This is a genomic window from Pseudomonas sp. 13159349 (assembly GCF_013305685.1).
Lineage (GTDB): Bacteria > Pseudomonadota > Gammaproteobacteria > Pseudomonadales > Pseudomonadaceae > Aquipseudomonas > Aquipseudomonas asiatica.
The window spans coordinates 3,587,495-3,608,260 of record NZ_CP045553.1; the positions used below are offsets into that span (position 1 = coordinate 3,587,495).

Here is a 20,766-nt window from a genome sequence, read left to right on the forward strand (position 1 = left end):
TGCCCAAGGGATTGGGGGCGCTCAGAAGAATTCGGTGTAACGCTGGATTTCCCAGTCGGAGACGTGGCGGCAGTATTCCACCCACTCCATGCGCTTGAGCTTGATGAACTCGTCGACGATCTCGGCGCCCAGCACTTCGCGGAACAGCGGGTCGGCCTCCAGGGCGTCGGCGGCTTCCTTCAACGACTGCGGCAAGGTCTTGATGCCACGTGCGGCAATCTCTTCCAGGCTCAGGTTGTAGAGGTTCTCGTTGCACATCTCACCCGGCTCCAGTTGGCGGTCGATGCCATCGAGGCCGGCGGCGATGATCGCGGCGGTGACCAGGTACGGGTTGCAGCCAGCGTCCGGCAGGCGGAACTCCAGGCGACCATAGGGGATGCGCACCATCGCCGAGCGGTTGTTGGCGCCGTAGGCGACAAACGCCGGGGCCCAGGTGGCGCCGGAAAGCGAGCGGCCGACCACCAGGCGCTTGTACGAGTTGACCGTGGGCGCGGCGAAGGCGCACAGCGCCGGGCCATGGGCCAGCAGGCCTGCAGCAAAGTGGTAGGCCAGCTTCGACAGGCCCATGCCGCTGCTGTCGGACGGGTCATGGAACAGGTTCTTGTTGGTACTGCTGGCCAGCGACAGGTGGAAGTGCATGCCATTGCCAGCGCGCTTGGGGTCGGGCTTGGGCATGAACGAGCAGATCATGCCCAGGTCGTTGGCGATCTCGCCGGCGGCCATGCGGAAGAAGGTGAAGCGGTCAGCCGACTCCATGGCGTCGCTGTAGGTGTAGTTGATCTCGAACTGGCCGTTGGCGTCCTCGTGGTCGATCTGGTAGATGTCGAAGCCCACCGGCTGCAAGGCCTCGGTCAGGCGCTCGAGGAACAGCCGCGAACGCGACAGGCCCTTGTAGTCGTAGCACGGCTTGTCGAGGTTGTCGGAGGCATCCACCAGTTGCAGCTTGCCATCCTCGTCGCGGCGGAACAGGCTGAATTCGGGTTCCAGGCCGGTGTTCAGGGTCCAGCCCTTGTCGGCCAGGCGCTGCACCTGCTGCTGCAACACATAACGGCTGTCGTAGGGCCAGGGTTGGCCGTTCACGTGGCCTACGCACACCACCCGGCCGTAGCCGGGCTGCCACGGTACCGGGATCAAGGTGGAAAGGTCGCCGCGGGCCATGAAGTCGGGGCCGTGCGGCTCCATGCCCATACCGCAGATGGCGAACCCGGCAAAGCCGGCGCCCTCCTCGGCCACCATCTTCAGGCCCGAGACCGGCACCGATTTGGTCTTCGCCGAGCCATGGATATCGACGAACTGTGCCAGCACGTATTTGATGCCGTGCTGATCAAGGGTGCGCTGGGTTTCTGCTGGCAACATGGGTTGAACACTCCTGGGCAAGGGGCAATGATTCCGCATGAGAAACTTACTTTCCTCACAGGAATGCAATGGGCTTGCCAACTTTGTTCAGAGTGCAACCTTGTGTTGCCTGTTCGGGCCTCTTCGCGGGCACGCCCGCTCCCACAGAGTTCGCCGCAGAGCCCTGTGGGAGCGGGCGTGCCCGCGAAGAGGCCGGTACGGGCAGCACAAAACCCAAGCAGATTTCCATGCTCCATTTATGGGAAACTTGTTTTCACCCGAGGAAAGATGCAGCCACCGTAGCTGCATTTCGCACTTTCCCAGTGCGAAAACTTTATTCTTGAACTGAAACCGTGCAGGACATTCGATGCCAACCGAAACCGAACCGCGCCTTCGCCTGGAGCAGTACCTGGGCCTGCAGATCAAGCGCCAGCGCCAGGCCCAGTCCCTCAAGCTCGCCGACGTGGCGCGCATCGCCGGCATCAGCCAAGGCATGCTCAGCAAGATCGAGAACGCCCAGGTGTCCACCAGCCTCGACACTCTCAGCCGCCTGTGCGACGTGCTGGGCATGCCGATGGCCAAGCTGTTCAGCCAATATGACCAGCCCGACGGCAATGCCTTGTTGGTGAAAGCCGGTGAAGGGCTGGAGGTGGTGCGCCGCGGTACCGAGAAAGGCCACACCTACCATTTGCTCAATCACGCCAGGGGGCCGAAGAAGAATTTCGAGGCGTACATGGTGACCATGGACGACGCCAGCGAAGAGTTCCCGACCTTCGCCCACCCCGGCACCGAGTTCCTCCACTTGCTGGAGGGTGAACTGGTGTACCGGCACGGCAACCAGCTCTATCACATGCAGGCCGGTGACAGCCTGACCTTTGACGGCGAGACCCCGCACGGCCCCGAGCAGTTGGTGCAAGTGCCCATCCGCCTGTTGTCGATCATGAACTACAGCGACGAGTGACGCGGCGCGCCAGGCACCCGCGGAGAACAGGATGCCAACCGCTGCGCACACTGATGCAGGCGACTAAGCGCCCTCAGGCAGCAGACTGCGATCGAACATGAACGCCCGCTCCCCCTGTGGCGTGTACTGATACAACTGCTGCGGCCGGCCCAGCCTGGGCTGGTTCTTCTCCCCGGTGTCCCTCACCCACCCCAGCTCGCGCAAGCGCTCCAGGCGTTTGCGCAGTGAGGTGTTGTTCACCGCCTGCCCCAGGCACGCCTGCACCGCGCCTAGCGCATCCAGCACAGTGAACTTCTCCGCCAGCAGATACAGCGGCAGGCTGCTGTACACCGTCTTCGCCGCCAGCCGCTCACGGGCGCGCTCCACCAACAGGTTGTGATCAAAGGGCAACAGCACCTTGCGCGCCAACACGCTGTCCAAGTCGAAAAATGCCAGGTGCTCGCCCTCGACGGCCTGCCCGGGTTCGAGCAAAGCCAGGTAATAGGTGCTGAGTGACCATCCACGCGGGTCGCGAAAGGCATTGCCCTCGGTACCTACCTGTTCCATGTAGCACGGTACAACCTGGGTTTTCTCGCGCAGTGCACGCTCGGCAGCAGCTTCCAGGCTGGTGTCGGGGGTGCGGCCATTGACGATCACCCCGGGCAAGGCCCACTGGCCGGCATGCGGTTCACGCTCACGACGGTGCAACAGCACCTGCAGATGCTGAGCTTCGGGGGCCATGCGCAGGGCGACGATATCGACGCTGGCCAGGACTTCGACTGTACTCACGGGGCGACTCCTTGTTCAGCTCACCATAATCCACCAGAGCATCTAAGTAAGGCAAGCAGAAAGCCCGTTTCAAAAGTTGCTTGACACACTTAATACACCAAGTGAATTATGTATCCATTCCAGCGAGGAGAACCGCCATGAAGATCGCCAGTTTCGATGTCGACGCCCAGAACGGCTTCACCAGCAACGTGCCGCAAGAGCTGCCGGTTCCCGAAGGCCATGAAATCGCGGTAGATCTTAATACCATGGCCTTGCGCGCCGACCTGCGCCTGGGCAGCAAGGACGCCCACCCGGCCAACGCCGCCTGGGTAGTCGCCGACCCCGCGCACATGCTGCAGCCCCTGCAGCTGGCCAACGCCGACCTGACCTGGGTCAGCCACTGCGTGCCCGGCACACCCGGCTTCGAGTTGCTGCCCGGCCTGCCGGCCCCCATCGACTATGACTATTTCGTATGGAAAGGCGTCGAGCCCGACCTGCACCCCTACGGCGCCTGCTACCACGACCTGGCCGAACGCCGCTCCACCGGGGTGATCGAGTACCTCAAGGTGCAGCAGGTGGGCGCGGTGATCGTCGGTGGCCTGGCCCTGGACTATTGCGTCAGGACCACTGCGCGCCAATTGCGCCAGGCCGGTTTCCAGGTGCTGTTGTACCTGCCGGCCTGCCGCGCCCTCACCCAGGCAGGCGCCATCGAAGCATGTGGCGCCTTGGCCGCCGAGGGCGTGATCCTCTGCGGCGACGAAGCCGCGCTCGACCACCAGCTCTCTCTGATCAAGGAAGACCGCCCATGAGCGACAGCGTTTTCGGCCCACGCATCATCCAGAACCTGCTGGACACCGACTTCTACAAGATCACCATGATGCAGGCGGTGCTGCACAACTACCCCAACGCCGAGGTGGAATGGGAATTCCGCTGCCGTAACGGCGAGAACCTCGCACCTTACCTGGCGGAAATCCGTTACCAGGTAGAGCAACTGGCCGATGTCAGCGTCACGCATGACCAGCTCGCCTACCTGGAGAAGATCCCGTTCATCAAACCGGATTTCATCCGTTTTCTCAGCCTGTTCCGCTTCAACCTGCGCTATGTGCAGGTGGGTCTGGATGATGCCGGGCAACTGGCGATTCGCGTGCGCGGGCCGTGGTTGCACGTGATTCTCTACGAGATCCCGCTGCTGGCGATCATCAGCGAGGTGCGCAACCGCTACCGTTATCGCGAGGTGGTGATCGAGCAGGTCCGCGAGCGCCTGTATCAGAACCTCGACTGGCTGAAGGCCGAGGCCAGCGCCGAAGAACTGGCCGGTTTCCAACTGGCCGACTTCGGCACCCGGCGGCGCTTCTCCTACCGGGTGCAAGAAGAGGTGGTGCACATTCTGAAGCGTGACTTCCCGGGCCGCTTTGTCGGTACCAGCAACGTGCACCTGGCCCGCGAATACCAGCTCAAGCCGATCGGCACCATGGCCCACGAGTGGTTCATGGCTCACCAGCAACTCGGCCCGCGCCTGGTCGACAGCCAGGCTGCCGCGCTGGAATGCTGGGTGCGGGAGTACCGGGGGCTGCTGGGCGTCGCCCTGACCGACTGCATTACCATGGACGCGTTCCTGCGCGACTTCGACCTGTACTTCGCCAAGCTGTTCGATGGCCTGCGGCACGATTCAGGCGATCCGCTGGCCTGGGCGGAAAAGGCCATTGCCCACTATGAGCGGCTGGGGATCGACCCGAAGAGCAAGACCCTGATCTTTTCCGACGGGCTGGACCTTGCAAAGGCGCTGGGGTTGTACCGGGCGTTGCATGAGCGGATCAATGTGAGCTTTGGCATTGGTACCAGGCTGACCTGCGATATCCCGGGCGTGGAGCCGATGAATATCGTGATCAAGATGACGGCCTGCAATGGGGCACCAGTGGCCAAGATTTCCGACAGCCCAGGCAAGACACAGTGCCGGGATGAGAACTTCGTGGCCTATCTGAAGCATGTCTTTCAGGTGGATTGAGGTTGCCTGTGCAGGCCTCTTCGCGGGCTCGCCCGCTCCCACAGGTACCGCACCGCATTCAAGAACCGTGAGAAACCTGTGGGAGCGGGCAAGCCCGCGAAAAGGCCAGCACAATCACCCCACCTCTTGCAGACCAACACACAACTCCAGAAACCGCGCCGCAGCCCGCGACGGGGTGGCTGCATGCGGCACCAGAATGGAAAACCGCCGCACCAACGCCTGCGGCACAACCTGCAACCGCTGCAACGCCCCGTCCTCATGTCGGATCGACATCGCCGACACAAAGCCAATCCCCATCCCGGCTCGCACTGCCTCCTTCACCCCTTCCACGCCAGCAATTTCCAGCGCCACGCGCATCGCCACGCCGCTGCGGGCAAATGCCCGCTCGACGATCTGTCGCACACCCGAGCCGCTCTCGCGCAGCACCAACGGGTAAGCCCCCAGCGACGCCAGTGTCTGCCGATCACTGCCGGCCAGCGGATGACCACGTGGCACGATGGCCACGATCTCGTCTTCCCGCCACGCCGTCACCGCCGTGCCCAATGGCAGCTCCTGCCCAGGCGGCCCTTCGATCAGGGCGATATCGACGCTGTCCAGCGCAGCGACGATTTCTGCCGTATTGCCATTGGAAGTGCTCACCAACACCTCCGGGTAGCGGGCATGGAAATCGGCAATCAGGTAAGGCAGCAGGTAGCTGGCCGGCGTGGTACTGGCGCCGATGCGCAAGGTACCGCGCTCCAGCCCGCGCATGGCCTCGCGTAGTGCCTGGGCCTGACGGAAGGTTTCACGCAGGCGCTCGGCATGGGCCAGCAATTGCTCGCCAGCTGCTGTAAGCCGCACACCACGGCCGGCGCGCTGATACAGCGGCTCGCCAAAGGCCTCCTGCAGCAGTTTGAGCTGGCCAGACACCGCCGGCTGCGACAAGTGCAGGGCCTGGGCCGCATGGCTGATGTTGCCGTGCTCGGCGACGGTGGCGAACGTTATCAGTTGTTCTGGGGTCATGAAGGAAAAATATCAGCTAAACGGATATTTGCCATCCTAAATTACGATTTTTTATAAGCTTATAACCAGACTAACGTAGTCCATGTCGAAACACCTTTCCGGAGGACTCACATGGCCACGGCTCCGTCCAACCCCGCCTTTGCACCTACCCTTTCTACCCGAGGGCGGCTCAATGGCATTCTGTTCGTCGCGCTGTTCGCGCTTGCGGTCACCCAGTTGGCCGCCCTGCCCGCCATCGCCAACCTGGGTATCAGCCCGCTGATCGTCGGTATCGTCGCCGGTGCGCTTTACGGCAATGCACTGCGTGACGGCGTTCCCGCCAGCTGGGCGGCGGGTATCAACTTTTCCGCCCGCGGCCTGCTGCGCATTGCCGTGGCCTTCTTCGGCCTGCGGGTGAGCCTGCAGGAAATAGCCGAAGTCGGCTGGTCCGGGCTCATCGTGTCGTTGCTGGTGGTGTCCAGCACCCTGCTGATCGGCCTGTGGTGCGGCATGAAGCTGTTCAAGCTGGACCGCGATACCGCCTTGCTGACCGCCGCAGGTAGCGCCATCTGCGGCGCCGCTGCGGTTCTGGCCTTCGAGTCGGCCCTGCGCAGCGCACCGCATAAAAGCGCCATGGCGGTTGGTAGCGTGGTGCTGTTCGGCACCCTGTCGATGTTCCTCTACCCATTGGCGATCAATGCCGGCTGGCTGCACCTGGATACCATGGGCGCCGGGTTGTTCCTGGGTGGCACCATTCACGAGGTGGCCCAGGTGGTCGGTGCGGCCAGCAACGTCAGCCCAGAGGCCACGCATATCGCCACCATCGTCAAGATGACCCGGGTGATGCTGCTGGTACCGGTGCTGCTGGTGGTGGGCCTCTGGATCAGCCGCGCGCGCCAGCCGGGCCAGGCACAGGGCAACGGGCGCATCGCCATGCCCTGGTTCGCCTTCGGCTTCCTCGCGCTGGTACTGGTGAACTCGCTGCAGGTGTTGCCGGGTAGCGTGACGCAGGCGGTCAACAGCCTGGATACCTTTGCCCTGACCATGGCCATGACCGCGTTGGGGATGGAGACACGCCTCAGCCAGATTCGCCAGGCCGGGCCGCGGGCGCTGGCCACCGGGGCGATTCTCAACCTCTGGCTGGTGTTTGGTGGTGTGGCGATTACCCTGGCCGTGCAGAGGCTGTTGGGATGACTTGAGAGCGAGTCGCCTGCTTCGCGGGCATGCCCCACACAGGTACAGCGCAAGCCCTGAAAGCGGCGCGGCCCCTGTAGGAGCGGGCGAGCCCGCGAAGAAGCCAAACTGGTCTCAAGCTTTTTCCACTCCCCCCTCGTTGCCGTCCAAATTTCTCGGTATGGTGTTGTCAAAGAAGGATGTTTTACCCGCACAGGAAAGACTTAGATGCCTCAACGCCATGTCATCAATGCATCCGTCAGCCCCAAAGGCAGCCTGGAGACGCTGTCACAACGTGAAGTGCAGCAACTGAGTGAAGTCGGTACCGGTAGCCTTTACACCCTGTTCCGCCAGTGCGCCCTGGCCATCCTCAACACCGGCGCCCATGTCGACAATGCCAAGACCATCCTCGAGGCCTATCAGGACTTCGAGGTGCGTATTCATCAACAGGACCGCGGCGTGCGCCTGGAGCTGCTGAATGCCCCGGCCGATGCTTTCGTTGATGGCGAAATGATAGCCAGCACCCGTGAAATGCTGTTCAGCGCCCTGCGCGACATCGTCTACACCGAAAGCGAGCTGGCCAGCCAGCGCATCGACCTGGAAAGCTCCCAGGGCATCACTGATTACGTGTTCCACCTGCTGCGCAACGCTCGCACCCTGCGGCCGGGCGTGGAGCCGAAGATGGTGGTGTGCTGGGGTGGCCATTCGATCAGCAGCGAGGAGTACCAGTACACCAAGAAGGTCGGCCACGAGCTGGGCCTGCGCAAGCTGGACGTGTGCACTGGCTGCGGCCCAGGAGTGATGAAAGGCCCGATGAAGGGCGCCACCATTGCCCACGCCAAGCAACGCATGCACGGCAGCCGCTACTTGGGCCTGACCGAGCCCGGCATCATCGCCGCCGAAGCGCCCAACCCGATCGTCAACGAACTGGTGATCCTGCCGGACATCGAGAAGCGCCTGGAAGCCTTCGTCCGTGTCGGCCACGGCATCATCATCTTCCCGGGCGGTGCCGGCACGGCCGAGGAGTTCCTCTACCTGCTGGGCATCCTCATGCACCCGGACAACCAGGAGCTGCCGTTCCCGGTGGTACTCACCGGGCCGCGCAGCGCCGAGCCGTATCTGCAACAGCTGCACGCATTCGTCGGCGCCACGCTGGGTGAGGCGGCGCATCGCTTGTACGAGATCATCATCGATGACCCGGCGGAAGTTGCCCGGCACATGGTCGAAGGGCTCAAGGCGGTGAAGCAGTTCCGCCGCGAGCGCAACGATGCCTTCCATTTCAACTGGCTGCTGAAGATCGAGGAGAGCTTCCAGCGCCCGTTCGACCCGACTCACCAGGCCATGGCCGACCTCGACCTGCGCCGCGAGCTGCCGGCCCACGAACTGGCTGCCAACTTGCGCCGGGCGTTTTCCGGCATCGTCGCCGGCAACGTGAAGGACAAGGGCATCCGCCTGATCGAGGAACACGGGCCGTATCAGATCCGTGGCGACAGCGCCGTGCTGGACCCACTGGGCCGGCTGTTGCAGGCGTTCGTCGACCAGCACCGGATGAAGCTGCCGGGCGGCGCGGCGTATGTACCGTGCTATCAGGTGGTGACCTGATTCGCCATTCTTGCTGAGGCCCCATGGACGGGGCCTGCAGCTATTTGGCTTTTTGGCTTTTTGGATATGGCATTCGCATCGAGTAGACATTCATTCGCGATGGTGGCGCCAAGTCACCTTTCCGCCCTTACGGCGGGTCCCTTTTTGTCGTGGCAAAAAGGAACCAAAAACCGTCGGCTCCCATCATCCGGCCCCTACGCTTCGCTCCGGGGTTCCCTCGCTACGGGCCTGCTCCCGGAAGTACGCGCTGCAGGCCCCATCCATGGGGCCTCAGCGCTTGACGGGCATCCATGCCCGTCACCTCCCTCCGCAGTCCCTTCGCTCGGCCTCCTGAAGTCGCAATCGGCGGCGCCTGAACTATCGCGCGCTTAGAAGCAAAAGCAAAAGCAAAATTGCTACTAACTGAGGTCGGCCATCGGTCGTTCGACGAAGCGGATGCTGTCGCGCCCACCGCGCTTGGACTGGTACAAGGCGACATCCCCTTGCTCGATCAAGGCTGCCAGGCTCGTCGGCGGTTGGTCGAACAGGTTGGCGCCGATGCTCAAGGTGACCGGCTGCGGCGTAGGCACCGTCTTGCTTGCATACTGCTGAAACTGCTCGCGCAGCAGTCCACCCAGCTCCATGACCCGCTCGCTGCTCGTACCACACAGCAGAATGACGAACTCATCACCGCCCAGCCGCGCCGCCAGCGAGCGCTCGGGCAGCACCGTGCGAATCATCTCGCTCAGGGCAATCAGCAAGCGGTCCCCTGCAACATGCCCGTGCAGGTCGTTGACCAGCTTGAAGTTGTCGATGTCGATCAGTAGCAAGGCCCCGGGCTGCGTTGAATCCACTGCCTTGAAGAAAGGCCCCGCCCGAACCTCCAGTGCGCGCCGGTTGTACAGCGCCGTCAACGGATCCCGGGCCGCCAGACGGGCAATCCGCTCCTCTCGGCGGTAACGCACGGTGCCGGTCATCGACAAGGCAATCAGCATGATCGCCATCGCACCTTCGACCAACGAAACCTGAATGATCAACCCACCGAAGGTGGCCAGGTCAATCAGCGTACCCGGTGTGATCGCAATGATCGCCTTGGCCACATAGAACAACCCATGAACCAGCAAAACGTAGCGCAACTGCACGGCACCAACACTCAGCGACTTGCCATGCGGCCGCAAAAGCCAACTGGCCTTGAGCGTCAACAGCGCCACCAGCAACGAGTTGACCATCAGCATCACCTTCGACCACTGCGGCCCCACAGGCAACAGCAGCAAGGCGAACCACACCAGCACCACCGATAACCAGATACGCGACAGCCGCACCTGGGTGAAGCGCAACACGCCCATCAGGAAGAACCAGTGCGCCACCACCAGCAAGCCGTTGGCGAACCAGATACCGATCAGCAACAAACCGATACCGCGCAGCAAGGCCAGGGTGGAACCAATCGTGATGGTGGCAAAGCCTGCGCTCCAGAACAGCAGCGACGGCTCGCGAACGCTGCGCCACTCGATCGCCAGGTACAACGCAGCCGCGGCAGCCAGGGCGATCGAGATAGTCAGCATCGTGGGTGGATCAAGCGCCATAAACGGATTGGCCTATCTGGTTAACGAGGAAAAGGCCCGATTGTATGCGCTCGTGATGACTTTTCAGAGGAGCCTTACACCACCAGCCTGCAAATGATAGCCCAGCCCTGGCCAATACCCGTGCGGGCGAAATGTCATATTGACATCAGCGTGCCGTTTACACCACACGACACAAGGCCGCTTCCGCAAAAGCGCGCAAATGACCTTAGAGCACCCGCTTGATCAGCGGCTCCAGCCGGCTATAGCGCAGCCGCCGCAGGAACCTGCGCACATCCTTGGGGTGCTCGGCCTTGGCCCCCAATTCCTCTGCCGAGCCGATCTTCGGCGCATGCCGGCGCAGCTCGGCCAGCTCTGCTTCCCTTGGCCCCAGCCATTGCCCTTGCGGGTCATCGATCAGCAGGCCGTTCTCCAGGTCCAGATTGAAGCCGCGCGGATTCAGGTTGTTACCGGTCAGCAACGAATAGCGTTGGTCGACCCACACGCCCTTGGCATGAAAGGTATGCCCGGGGTCGTTCCAGATCCGCACCTGCAGCTGGCCGCTGGCAATCGCAGCGTGGCGACGTCGAGTGAAGGCGCGCAGGTTGTCTTCATACAGGTAGGGCAACGCACCGCTGGCACTGAACGGCTCGCCGGGGGCGATATAGAAGTCGTTGGCCGTGCGATCACCAACGATCAGTTCCACCCGCACGCCACGCGCCAGGGCATGGTCGAGTTCGCGCATCAGCACCCGGGGAGGGTTGAAATACGGCGTGCTGATGATGACCTGCGTGCGTGCCGCAGCCAGCAAGGCGCACACTGCACGGTTCAGCGGGTTGCCACGGCCCACACCCAACAGCGGGATAACCCGCAGGCCCTGCCCCGCCCCGCTGGCCGGTGCCTCATAGGCCATGCGCCGCAGCCGCGCGCGCAAGCGCCGGATGTCGCCGCGCAGGCTGCGGGTGGAGGGTGGCGCCGGCAGGTCGAGGCGCGGTGTGGCGGTGTGGTGCAGCAGGCGACGCACCAACCCGACCATGGCGTCGGCCAGCTCTGGTGACTGGAACAGGTGGTAGCGGTCCAGGCGGTAACGGTCGAAACGGTGCAGGTACACATTGTTCAGGCTGGCGCCGGTGTAGATCACGCAGTTGTCGATGATGCTGCCCTTCAGGTGCAACACGCCAAACAGCTCGCGGGTCTGCACAGGCACGCCATGGATGACGATATCCAGCCCATGGTGCTGGCGCTGGGCCTGGTACCAGGCGGCGTTACCCGGCTGGCGCCCGGCACCCAACAGGCCGCGGCGGGCACGGAACCAGTCGACCACGATGGTGATTTCCAGCCCGGGCCGCGCGGCCTTGGCCTGGTACAAGGCATCCAGCACTTCCTGGCCAGCCTCATCTTCCTGCAGGTACAGCGCAACGATGACGATACGCCGGGTTGCGGCGCGGATGCGCTCGAGCAGGCAGGCGCGGTAGGCCTTGGCATCGGGCAGCACCTGGATCGACTCGGCCGACATGGCGTAGCCTGGCAATGCCGCCAGCATGGATTCGGGGTTCAAGAACGATCACCTTCTGTGTGCAATCACTGTCGTGCATCAGCTTGCACAGGAAGTTTGAAATGGTCCAGCCCCCGGATAGCATGGGGCTGCTTTGCAGCCCTATCGCGACACAAGGCCGCTCCTACAAGCCAGCGCCGAATCCACATGCGGCGCCGAACCTGTGGGAGCGGCCTTGTGTCGCGATAGGGGCGCAAAGCGCCCCCATTTCTGACAAAGCTATTTCAGGTCAAAGCGATCCAGCTCCATGACCTTTTCCCAGGCCGCGACAAAGTCCCGCACGAACTTGTCCCGGCCATCACTGCTGCCGTACACCTCGCTCAATGCCCGCAACTGGGCATGGGAGCCGAACACCAGGTCAACCCGGCTACCGGTCCACTTCACCTGGCCGGTCTTGCGATCACGCCCTTCGAAGGTTTCGTTATCCGCCGAGGTCGGCTTCCACTCAACGCCCATGTCCAGCAAGTTGCGGAAGAAGTCGTTGCTCAGGGTACCGACCTTGTCGGTGAACACGCCCTGTTGGCTGCCGCCATGGTTGGCGCCGAGCACACGCAGGCCACCGATCAGCACGGTCAGTTCCGGCGCGGTCAGGGTCAGCAATTGGGCCTTGTCCAGCAGCAGTTTCTCGGCCTTGACGCTGTAGCGGGCCTTGGTGAAGTTACGGAAGCCATCGGCCAGCGGTTCCAGCACGGCGAACGACTCGACGTCGGTCTGCGCCTGGGAGGCATCGACACGCCCAGGGCGGAACGCCACGCTGACGTTGTGCCCGGCGTCCTTGGCAGCCTTTTCCACTGCGGCGCCACCGGCCAGAACGATCAGGTCGGCCAGGGAGATTTTCTTGCCACCGGCATTGAACTCGGCCTGGATTTTCTCCAGCGCCGCCAGCACCTTGCCTGTGCCCTGGTTCGCCGCCCAATCCTTCTGCGGCGCCAGGCGCAGGCGGCCACCATTGGCCCCGCCACGCTTGTCCGAACCGCGGAAGGTCGACGCGGCTGCCCAGGCAGTGGCCACCAGCTCGCCAACGCTCAGGCCCGCCGCCAGCACCTTGGCCTTGAGCGCGGCAATGTCCTGCTCGCCTACCAGCGGGTGATCGACTTTTGGCAGTGGGTCTTGCCACAGCAGCTCTTCGTTGGGCATTTCCGGGCCCAGATAGCGCGCCAATGGGCCCATGTCGCGGTGGATCAACTTGTACCAGGCGCGGGCGAAGGCGTCCGCCAGCTGGTCAGGGTTATCCTTGAAGCGGCGGGCGATCGGCTCGTAGATCGGGTCGAAACGCAGCGCAAGGTCGGAGGTGAGCATGGAAGGCGCGTGGCGCTTGGCCGGGTCATGGGCATCCGGCACGGTGCCTGCCCCCTTGCCCTCCTTCGGCCGCCACTGGTGGGCACCAGCCGGGCTCTTGGTCAGTTCCCAGTCGAAGTTGAACAGATTGTTGAGGTATTCGTTGCTCCATCGGGTGGGGGTCGAAGTCCAGGTCACTTCCAGGCCGCTGGTGATGGTATCGCCACCCTTGCCGCTGCCGAACTTGTTGGCCCAGCCCAACCCCTGCAGCTCCAGGCCTGCTGCTTCCGGCTCGGGGCCGACGTTGTCGGCAGGGCCGGCACCGTGGGTCTTGCCAAAGGCGTGGCCACCGGCGATCAGCGCCACGGTTTCTTCATCGTTCATGGCCATGCGGCCGAAGGTGTCACGGATGTCCTTGCCCGAGGCTACCGGGTCGGGGTTGCCTTCCGGGCCTTCCGGGTTCACATAGATCAGGCCCATCTGCACGGCGGCCAGCGGGTTTTCCAGGTTGCGCTCGCCCTCCAGGGTACGGCCCTGCTCCTCGGGGCGCTTGGCCGGCTCCGCCACCAGGTCGCCCTTGCCGGGCGGCTGGGCCTTGCCGTAGCGGGTGTCACCGCCCAGCCAGACCTTTTCCGAGCCCCAGTACACATCTTCGTCCGGCTCCCACACATCGGCACGCCCGCCAGAGAAGCCGAAGGTCTTGAAGCCCATGGACTCGAGGGCGACGTTGCCGGTGAGCACGATCAGGTCGGCCCAGGAAATCTTGTTGCCGTACTTCTGCTTGATCGGCCACAGTAGCCGCCGGGCCTTGTCCAGGCTGACGTTGTCCGGCCAACTGTTGAGCGGGGCGAAGCGCTGCTGGCCAGAGCCTGCACCACCCCGGCCATCGCCAATACGGTAGGTACCAGCGCTGTGCCAGGCCATGCGAATGAACAACGGGCCATAATGGCCGAAGTCGGCGGGCCACCAGTCCTGGGAGTCGGTCATCAAGGCGGTCAGGTCTTTCTTCAGCGCCTGGAAGTCGAGGCTCTTGAACGCCTTGGCATAATCGAAATCCGGGTCCATCGGGTCGGATTTGGAGGAATGTTGATGAAGAATTCTCAGGTTGAGCTGGTCAGGCCACCAGTCACGGTTGGTGGTGCCGCCACCTGCGGTTTGATGGAACGGGCATTTCGATTCGTTCGACATCTGCGGGTACCTTTGGGTCGGTTATCCAGATTTCCGGTCTATGCCAGGTGTTCTTTCAGCCGAGCGCGTGGGCTCGTGCTACCCCTCATCAGGTCTACACGGGGCTTGCGAAGCTGTCATGACGGGGTTGGCGTGGTCTTGCACAAAGGTGCTGACATGCCGCCCGCTGGCAGAATTCGCGGGGCCAGGGGAAAGACTAGCCGAGCTTGGGCAGAGTTCTAATAGAGTGCCTATTGAGGGGCGATAGCTTGGCTCTGTCAGGTTCGTGCCCGCGAACAGGCCGGCACATCCATACAAGGCAACCAAGCTGTCCGCATGCTCCAATACAACGCCAACCCTTCCAACCCGGAACCCGTACCCTCATGAATCGCAACGACCTGCGCCGCGTCGACATGAACCTGCTGGTACTGTTCGAAGCCCTGATGATCGAACGCAACCTGACCCGGGTCGGCGAAAAGCTGTTCATTACCCAGTCCACCGTCAGCGCCGCCCTCGCCCGCCTGCGTGAGCTGTTCGACGACCCGCTGCTGATCCGCAACGGCCGGGCCATGGAGCCCACGCCACGGGCCATGCAGATCTTCGCCGAGCTGGGGCCGGCCATGGATGTGATTTCCGCCGCCATCAGCCGCGCCCGCGAGTTCGACCCGGTCAACAGCTGCAACGTGTTCCGCCTGGGCCTGTCGGACGATGCCGAATTCGGCCTGTTCCCGGCCCTGCTGCAGGCGCTGCGCGAAGAGGCCCCGAATATCAGTGTGGTGGTGCGCCGGGCCAACTTCCTGCTGATGCCGGGGCTGCTGGCCAGCGGCGAAATTTCGGTGGGCGTGAGCTACACCACGGACCTGCCGGCCACCGCCAAGCGCCGCAAGCTGCGCAACATCGGCGTGCGGGTGCTGCGCGCCGATGACCGCCCGGGCCCGCTGACCCTCGACGAATACTGCGCCCGCCCGCATGTGATGGTGTCGTTCTCCGGTGACATGAGCGGCAATATCGACCTTGACCTGGCACGCATCGGCCGCTGCCGCAAGGTGGTGCTGGCGGTGCCGCAATTCGGCAGCCTGCGCGCCCTGCTGCGCAACACCGAGCTGATCGCCACGGTGCCAGACTATGCCGCCTGCGCCCTGGCCGACGACGGCAGCCTGCGCGCCGACCCGGCGCCGTTCGACATCACCGAGGCCGAACTGTCGATGGTCTGGAGCGGTGCCCAGGACAATGACCCGGCCGAGCGCTGGCTGCGCGAGCGCATCCTGCAGTTCATGGCCACGCAGTGATGCATCGACCTCATCGATAGCCACCATGAATGCCATCAAGTTCCCCTGCGGTCAGCCCGGGCGGAAGATGGCGGCATACACCGATTGATGAGGCTCCCATGAAAACCGGCATGATCGCTGCCCTGCTCGCCTTGTTGGCCGCCCTTGGCGGTTGTGCCAGCCCGGCAGCTACCGACACGCAGCCTTACGGGCACTTCTATTCGGCCACGGCAATTTCCAGTGTCGCCCTGGCCCCTGGCCAACGGGTGGCGGTACTGCTGGGGCGTGATGCCGAAGCGACCCTCGAATACCTCGGCAGCCATCGCACCCAGGCAGGCGCACCGGCCCATGGCCAACGTGTCCCTGTTGCGACCCTGGGCAGCGAAAGCCAGGCGTATGACTGGCTGGCGCGGTCACTGGCGCAGCAGTTTGCCGAAGTGACTTTCTATGACGACCTGGACACACTGCTGGGCGACCACCCGGACGTGATCGTGCTGCTGGACACCGAAAGCCGTTTGGCCAGTGCGGATATCGAAAGCAGGGTAGTAGCGCGCTTTTTCGATGACCAGCTGACCTATATCGGCCGCGCTGAGGGACGGGCAAGCAAGAGTCTGGGCGATGTGGCGAGGGTGGTCGAGGATGAGCGGGCGGTGCAGGCGGATGCGCTGCGGGACTTTGACGATTCGTTGCAGGCGCTGTTGAAGGGTCGCGTTTGAGGCCCCCTTCACTGATATAGCGCAAATGCTCGGGCACAGCACCGGCCTGTAGGAGCAGCCTTGTGCTGCGAAGAGGCCAGTACCGCCACAGAATTTCTTCTGCCACACCGGCCCTTTCGCAGCACAAGGCTGCTCCTACAGGTCGGTGCTGTAGCTGTAATAACCGCGGTAAAGCTTCTACTTACCCCGCTGCATCCACGCCGCCCCCAGCCCGCTGAGGCAGATCACCGAGATGCCCACCAGGCTCAGGGTGTCCGGCACCTGGCTGTAGACAACCAACCCAAGCAACCCGGCGAACACGATCTGGCAATAGCTGAATGGCGCCAGCAAGGCAGGTGCCGCATGGCGGAAGGCCTGAGTCAGCAGCAGGTGCGCCGTCATGCCAAAGCCCCCCAGCGCCAGCATCAGCAGCGCATGGTCCCAACGCGGCATCTCCCAGAAGAACGGCACCAACGCACTCATCGCCAGGGTGTTGCACAACCCCGCATAGAAATTGCTGGTGGTCGGGCTGTCGTGCGCGGCCAGGATGCGCGTCAGCAACTGATAGAAGCAGAAGCCCAGCGCCGATCCAAACGGATACAGGATGGCCGGGGTAAACATCGCACCGCCCGGGTGCACCACCACCAGCACGCCGATGAAGCCCATCACCACCGCCACCCACTGCCCCACCGTCACCCGCTCCTTCAGCAGTGGCGCCGACAGCGCAGTGACCAGCACCGGGGCAAGGAAGTTGACCGCCGTGGCCTCGGCCAGTGGCAGGTACTGCAGGCCGGTGGTGAACAGCAGGCTGGTACTCAGCAGGCTCAGGGCGCGTAACGTCTGCAACAGAGGGCGGCGAGTGCGCAGCACGTTGAGGCCGGCCTTGGGGAGGAAGATCCCGGCCATCAGCAGCGTGTGCACCACATACCGCGCCCACACCACCATGATGATCGGGTACAGGCCGCCCAGGAACTTGGACAGGGCATCGTGACTGGCGAACAGGAACGTCGCCACCACCACCAGGGCGATGCCGCGCAGGGGTTGGTTGACTCCGGACAGCGGTGTGCTGGAACTCATGGCACTCTCGATGACGGCGCGGCTGGATGCGGCGCCCAGTGAAGGCCGCGCAGGCCTTGCCTGGCGGATGCAACAGCTCGAATTTTAGAAGAGATGCCGAAGAATAAGGAAGTTCAATCGCCGCCAGCCAAGGCCGACTGCAATTTCTGTTCGCTGATCGACCACTTTCCGCCCCACGCGCATGGCCCGTACCGTGCTGATCGTCGACCATCGAATGCGAACCCTGCACACCCTACAAGGAATTTACATGCAAAGGCTCACCACCCGTAACGGCCTGGCCCTGCCCGCGATCGGCCTGGGCACCTGGCCAATGACCGGCAGCGAGTGCACCCAGGCCGTGCGCCAGGCGCTTGAATTGGGTTACCGGCACATAGACACTGCCACTGCCTATGACAACGAAGCCGCCGTCGGCCAGGCACTGCGCGAAAGCGATGTACCGCGCGAGCAGATTCACCTGACCACCAAGGTATGGTGGGATCGCCTGGCGCCCAAGGCCATGCGCCAGTCACTGGAGGACAGCCTGCGCGCCCTGGGTACCGAGCAGGTCGACCTGTTCCACATCCACTGGCCCAGCCAGGACTGGGACCTGGCCCACAGCATCGAAACCCTGGTGGCCCTGCGTGACGAGGGCAAGGCGCGCAGCATCGGCGTGGCCAACTTCCCGCTGGGGCTGCTGCGCCAGGTGGTGGAAACCCTGGGCGCGCCATTGTCGGCGATCCAGGTGGAATACCACGTGCTGCTCGGCCAGCAACCGCTGCTGGACTACGCCCGCCGCCACGACCTGCTGCTCACCGCCTACACCCCGCTGGCCCGTGGGCAGGCGGCGGCTCAGCCGGTGATCCAGGCGATCGCCCGCAAGCATGGCGTACTGCCCAGCCAGGTGGCGCTGAAGTGGTTGCTGGACCAGGACGGCGTGGCGGTGATCCCCAAGGCCGGCAGCCGCGAGAACCAGCTGGCCAACCTGGCGGCGTCGAACGTGCAACTGGATGACGAGGACCGCGCGGCGATCGCCGGGTTGCCGAAGGACCAGCGGGTGGTGAGCCCGCCGTTTGCGCCGGACTGGAACCTCTAGGAGCGGCCTTGTGTCGCGAAGGGGCGCGCAGCGGCCCCACATTTTCAGCTGCGCCGCTGATATCGCCGGGGCCGCTTTGCGGCCCTGTCGCGACACAAGGCCGCTCCTACAGGAGACCGCGGCAGGCCAACGGGCACTATGCCAGCGTCACGACCTGCTTCAACCGCTCGTTCGCCGGTGCCGGTCGCCCATACAGGTAACCCTGGAAGTGCGAGCAACCCTCCGCCACCAACCGGCGCATCTGCTCCTCCGACTCAACCCCCTCGGCCGTGGTCTTGATCATCAGGCTGTTGGACAGGTCGGTAATGGCGCGAATGATCGACATCGCCTCGCGGCTGTCACACATGTCATGCACGAACGACTTGTCGATCTTGATCCGGTCGAACGGGAACGAACGCAGGTAACCCAGCGAGGAGTACCCGGTGCCGAAATCGTCCAGCGAAATGGACACGCCCAGGTCCTTCAGTGCACGCAGGGTACGCACGTTTTCCTCGCTGTTGCCCAGCAGCACCGACTCGGTGACCTCCAGTTCCAACCGCTGTGGCGGCAGGCCGGAGTCGGCCAGCGCCAGGGCCACGGTGTGCACCAGGTTGGCATTCTTGAACTGCACCGCCGACAGGTTGACCGACACCGTCTGCTCGCTGTCCCAGCTGGCCGCCTCCTGGCAGGCCAGGTTCAGCGCCCGGTTGCCCAGTTCGTGGATCAGCCCGGTTTCCTCGGCGATGGGGATGAAGTCCATGGGCATGACCATGCCACGGGTCGGGTGCTCCCAGCGCAGCAACGCCTCATAGCCGGTAACGCTGCTGGTCTGCTGGTCGACCACCGGCTGGTAGTGCAGCTGCAACTGGCCCAGGTGCAGCGCAGTGCGCAGGTCGGTTTCCACCAGGCGGCGCTGGCGGGCGGCGACGTCCAGTTCGACGCTGAAGCACTCGTAGCGGTTGCGACCGTTGCGCTTGGCCTCGTACAGCGCCATGTCGGCGTAGCCCAGCAGTTGCTCGGCCTGGTCGCTGTCTTCCGGCGCAATGGCAATGCCGATGCTCACCCCCACCGTGAACTGGTGCCCCTCGATCTGGAACGGTGGGCAGATCGCGTTGATCAGGCGCTGCGCAGTGTTGCATGCGGCCTCCCGGCCTTCCAGGCCGGTCAGCACCACCGCAAACTCGTCGCCGCCCAGGCGGGCCAGGGTGTCGTGCTCGCGCAGTTCGCGGCGCAGGCGCTTGCCCAGCGCGCGCAGCAGCTTGTCGCCAAAGGCGTGGCCCAGCGAATCGTTGATGTTCTTGAAGTTGTCCAGGTCCAGGCACAGTGCAGCGGTCAGCTTGGCGTGCTCGCTGTCACGCACCAGGGCCTGGCGCAGGCGTTCGTTGAACAGGGTGCGGTTGGGCAGCCCGGTCAACGCATCGTGGTGCGCCATGTGGTGGATCTGCGCGTGGGCGGCCAGCTCTTCGGTGGCATCTTCGGCAACGAACAACACATAGTCGGCCTGGCCTTCACGGTTCTGGCTGAGCAAGGTGCGGCTGCGCAGGGTGCGCGGGCCACAGGCCGTGTCGACCCGGGTTTCGGCAGCATGCCCCTTGGTGCTGCGGGCGCCACGGGCCAGTTGCTGTTCCAGGTAACCGGCAACGCCCGGTGCCAGGCACTCGCCGGGCAACTGCCCGATCATGCTGCGCTGCGGCCCGCCGAACAGGCGTTCGGCCTGCTGGTTGGCCAGCAGGATGCGCTGGCTCTCCAGGTCCTGGACAATGACGCTGGCGGGGATGTTGGCAATCACCGAATCAAGGAACTGCGACAGCTTGGCCATTTCCTGGCTGTACTGCTCGGCCAGCTCCTTGGCCTGCAGCAGTTCCAGCTCTTGCCGGTGACGCTCGGAAATGTCGCGGGTTACCTTGGCAAAACCCACCAGTTGCCCGGCATCGTCGTACACCGCGTCGATCACCACATGGGCATGGAAGACCGTGCCGTCCTTGCGCAGGCGCGAACCGATCTCTTCGAAGCGCCCGGTGCTGCGGGCCTGCTCAAGGTTCAGCGCCGGCAGCCCGGCGGCGCGCTCGGCATCGGTGTAGAACAACGAGTAGTGCTTGCCGACGATTTCCTCGGCCAGGTAGCCCTTGGCGCGCTGGGCGCCGGGGTTCCAGTTGGCGACGATACCTTCGGGGGTGAGCAGGTAGAAGGCATAGTCCACCACGCTCTGGATCAACAGCCGGTACATGATGTCGGGGCTTGCGACTAGCGACATGAACTTTACCTGGGCCTTCGAAAGGCATGAAAAGGATTGGTGGCATTATGCCTTCGACGACGACTTTGTGAAGTAGCTC

At 63.7% G+C, this 20,766-nt stretch carries 16 protein-coding genes; 8 read left to right on the top strand and 8 right to left on the bottom strand.

Going from position 1 to position 20,766, the window contains the following annotated elements; translation table 11 throughout:
- Nucleotides 1–21 precede the first annotated feature (21 nt).
- Nucleotides 22–1,356 (bottom strand): type III glutamate--ammonia ligase, encoded by a 1,335-nt coding sequence (gene glnT, locus GEV38_RS16630; protein WP_015270738.1) that lies wholly within the window; start codon nt 1,354–1,356, stop codon nt 22–24.
- A 346-nt stretch (nt 1,357–1,702) separates the two neighbouring features.
- On the opposite strand from glnT, the gene GEV38_RS16635 reads away from it, so the two are divergent.
- Complete coding sequence (locus GEV38_RS16635) at nt 1,703–2,296, top strand: cupin domain-containing protein (protein WP_015270739.1); 594 nt, start codon at nt 1,703–1,705, stop codon at nt 2,294–2,296.
- A 63-nt stretch (nt 2,297–2,359) separates the two neighbouring features.
- Here GEV38_RS16635 and GEV38_RS16640 read toward each other — a convergent pair whose 3' ends face one another.
- On the bottom strand, nt 2,360–3,064 hold the full coding sequence (locus tag GEV38_RS16640) for an NUDIX domain-containing protein (protein ID WP_015270740.1): 705 nt from the start codon (nt 3,062–3,064) through the stop codon (nt 2,360–2,362).
- Between the two features lie 137 nt (nt 3,065–3,201).
- Between GEV38_RS16640 and GEV38_RS16645 the strand changes: the two genes are divergently transcribed.
- Both GEV38_RS16645 and pncB read left to right on the top strand, forming a co-directional pair.
- Nucleotides 3,202–3,852, top strand: coding sequence for an isochorismatase family protein (locus GEV38_RS16645; protein ID WP_015270741.1), 651 nt, complete (start codon nt 3,202–3,204; stop codon nt 3,850–3,852).
- The gene (gene pncB / locus GEV38_RS16650; RefSeq protein WP_054572593.1) at nt 3,849–5,048 is read left to right on the top strand and encodes a nicotinate phosphoribosyltransferase; all 1,200 of its coding nucleotides are present in this window, start codon (nt 3,849–3,851) and stop codon (nt 5,046–5,048) included. Before GEV38_RS16645 ends, pncB begins: the two co-directional genes overlap by 4 nt.
- Nucleotides 5,049–5,162: 114 nt before the next feature.
- Here the strand turns inward: pncB and GEV38_RS16655 are convergent, their stop codons facing one another.
- Entirely contained in the window at nt 5,163–6,050 is an 888-nt protein-coding gene (locus tag GEV38_RS16655; protein WP_015270743.1) for a LysR family transcriptional regulator, read from the bottom strand.
- 111 nt (nt 6,051–6,161) lie between these two features.
- Between GEV38_RS16655 and GEV38_RS16660 the strand changes: the two genes are divergently transcribed.
- On the top strand, nt 6,162–7,223 hold the full coding sequence (locus GEV38_RS16660) for a YeiH family protein (protein ID WP_054572594.1): 1,062 nt from the start codon (nt 6,162–6,164) through the stop codon (nt 7,221–7,223).
- A gap of 207 nt (nt 7,224–7,430) precedes the next feature.
- A complete protein-coding gene (gene ppnN / locus GEV38_RS16665; RefSeq protein WP_054572595.1) occupies nt 7,431–8,804 on the top strand; it encodes a nucleotide 5'-monophosphate nucleosidase PpnN in 1,374 nt (457 codons plus the stop codon).
- Nucleotides 8,805–9,202: 398 nt separating this feature from the next.
- Here the strand turns inward: ppnN and GEV38_RS16670 are convergent, their stop codons facing one another.
- From GEV38_RS16670 to katG, 3 genes are all read right to left on the bottom strand, one after another.
- Nucleotides 9,203–10,345, bottom strand: coding sequence for a GGDEF domain-containing protein (locus GEV38_RS16670; protein ID WP_054572596.1), 1,143 nt, complete (start codon nt 10,343–10,345; stop codon nt 9,203–9,205).
- Nucleotides 10,346–10,571: 226 nt separating this feature from the next.
- Nucleotides 10,572–11,900, bottom strand: a complete 1,329-nt coding sequence (pssA, locus tag GEV38_RS16675) for a CDP-diacylglycerol--serine O-phosphatidyltransferase (protein WP_081013954.1) — start codon at nt 11,898–11,900, stop codon at nt 10,572–10,574.
- Between the two features lie 216 nt (nt 11,901–12,116).
- Nucleotides 12,117–14,363 carry a catalase/peroxidase HPI gene (gene katG / locus GEV38_RS16680; RefSeq protein ID WP_015270751.1) on the bottom strand — a complete coding sequence of 749 codons (2,247 nt, stop codon included), beginning with the start codon at nt 14,361–14,363 and terminating at the stop codon, nt 12,117–12,119.
- A gap of 362 nt (nt 14,364–14,725) precedes the next feature.
- On the opposite strand from katG, the gene GEV38_RS16685 reads away from it, so the two are divergent.
- Nucleotides 14,726–15,631, top strand: a complete 906-nt coding sequence (locus GEV38_RS16685; RefSeq protein WP_013973059.1) for a LysR family transcriptional regulator — start codon at nt 14,726–14,728, stop codon at nt 15,629–15,631.
- 98 nt (nt 15,632–15,729) lie between these two features.
- Nucleotides 15,730–16,326 (top strand): hypothetical protein, encoded by a 597-nt coding sequence (locus tag GEV38_RS16690; protein ID WP_015270752.1) that lies wholly within the window; start codon nt 15,730–15,732, stop codon nt 16,324–16,326.
- A gap of 177 nt (nt 16,327–16,503) precedes the next feature.
- Here the strand turns inward: GEV38_RS16690 and GEV38_RS16695 are convergent, their stop codons facing one another.
- Entirely contained in the window at nt 16,504–17,382 is an 879-nt protein-coding gene (locus tag GEV38_RS16695; RefSeq protein ID WP_015270753.1) for a DMT family transporter, read from the bottom strand.
- A 247-nt stretch (nt 17,383–17,629) separates the two neighbouring features.
- Here GEV38_RS16695 and GEV38_RS16700 point away from each other — a divergent pair, with 247 nt between their 5' ends.
- Nucleotides 17,630–18,454 (top strand): aldo/keto reductase, encoded by an 825-nt coding sequence (locus tag GEV38_RS16700; protein WP_137137569.1) that lies wholly within the window; start codon nt 17,630–17,632, stop codon nt 18,452–18,454.
- Between the two features lie 136 nt (nt 18,455–18,590).
- On the opposite strand, the gene GEV38_RS16705 is transcribed toward GEV38_RS16700, so the two are convergent.
- The gene (locus GEV38_RS16705) at nt 18,591–20,687 is read right to left on the bottom strand and encodes a bifunctional diguanylate cyclase/phosphodiesterase (RefSeq protein ID WP_043935690.1); all 2,097 of its coding nucleotides are present in this window, start codon (nt 20,685–20,687) and stop codon (nt 18,591–18,593) included.
- Nucleotides 20,688–20,766 lie beyond the last annotated feature (79 nt).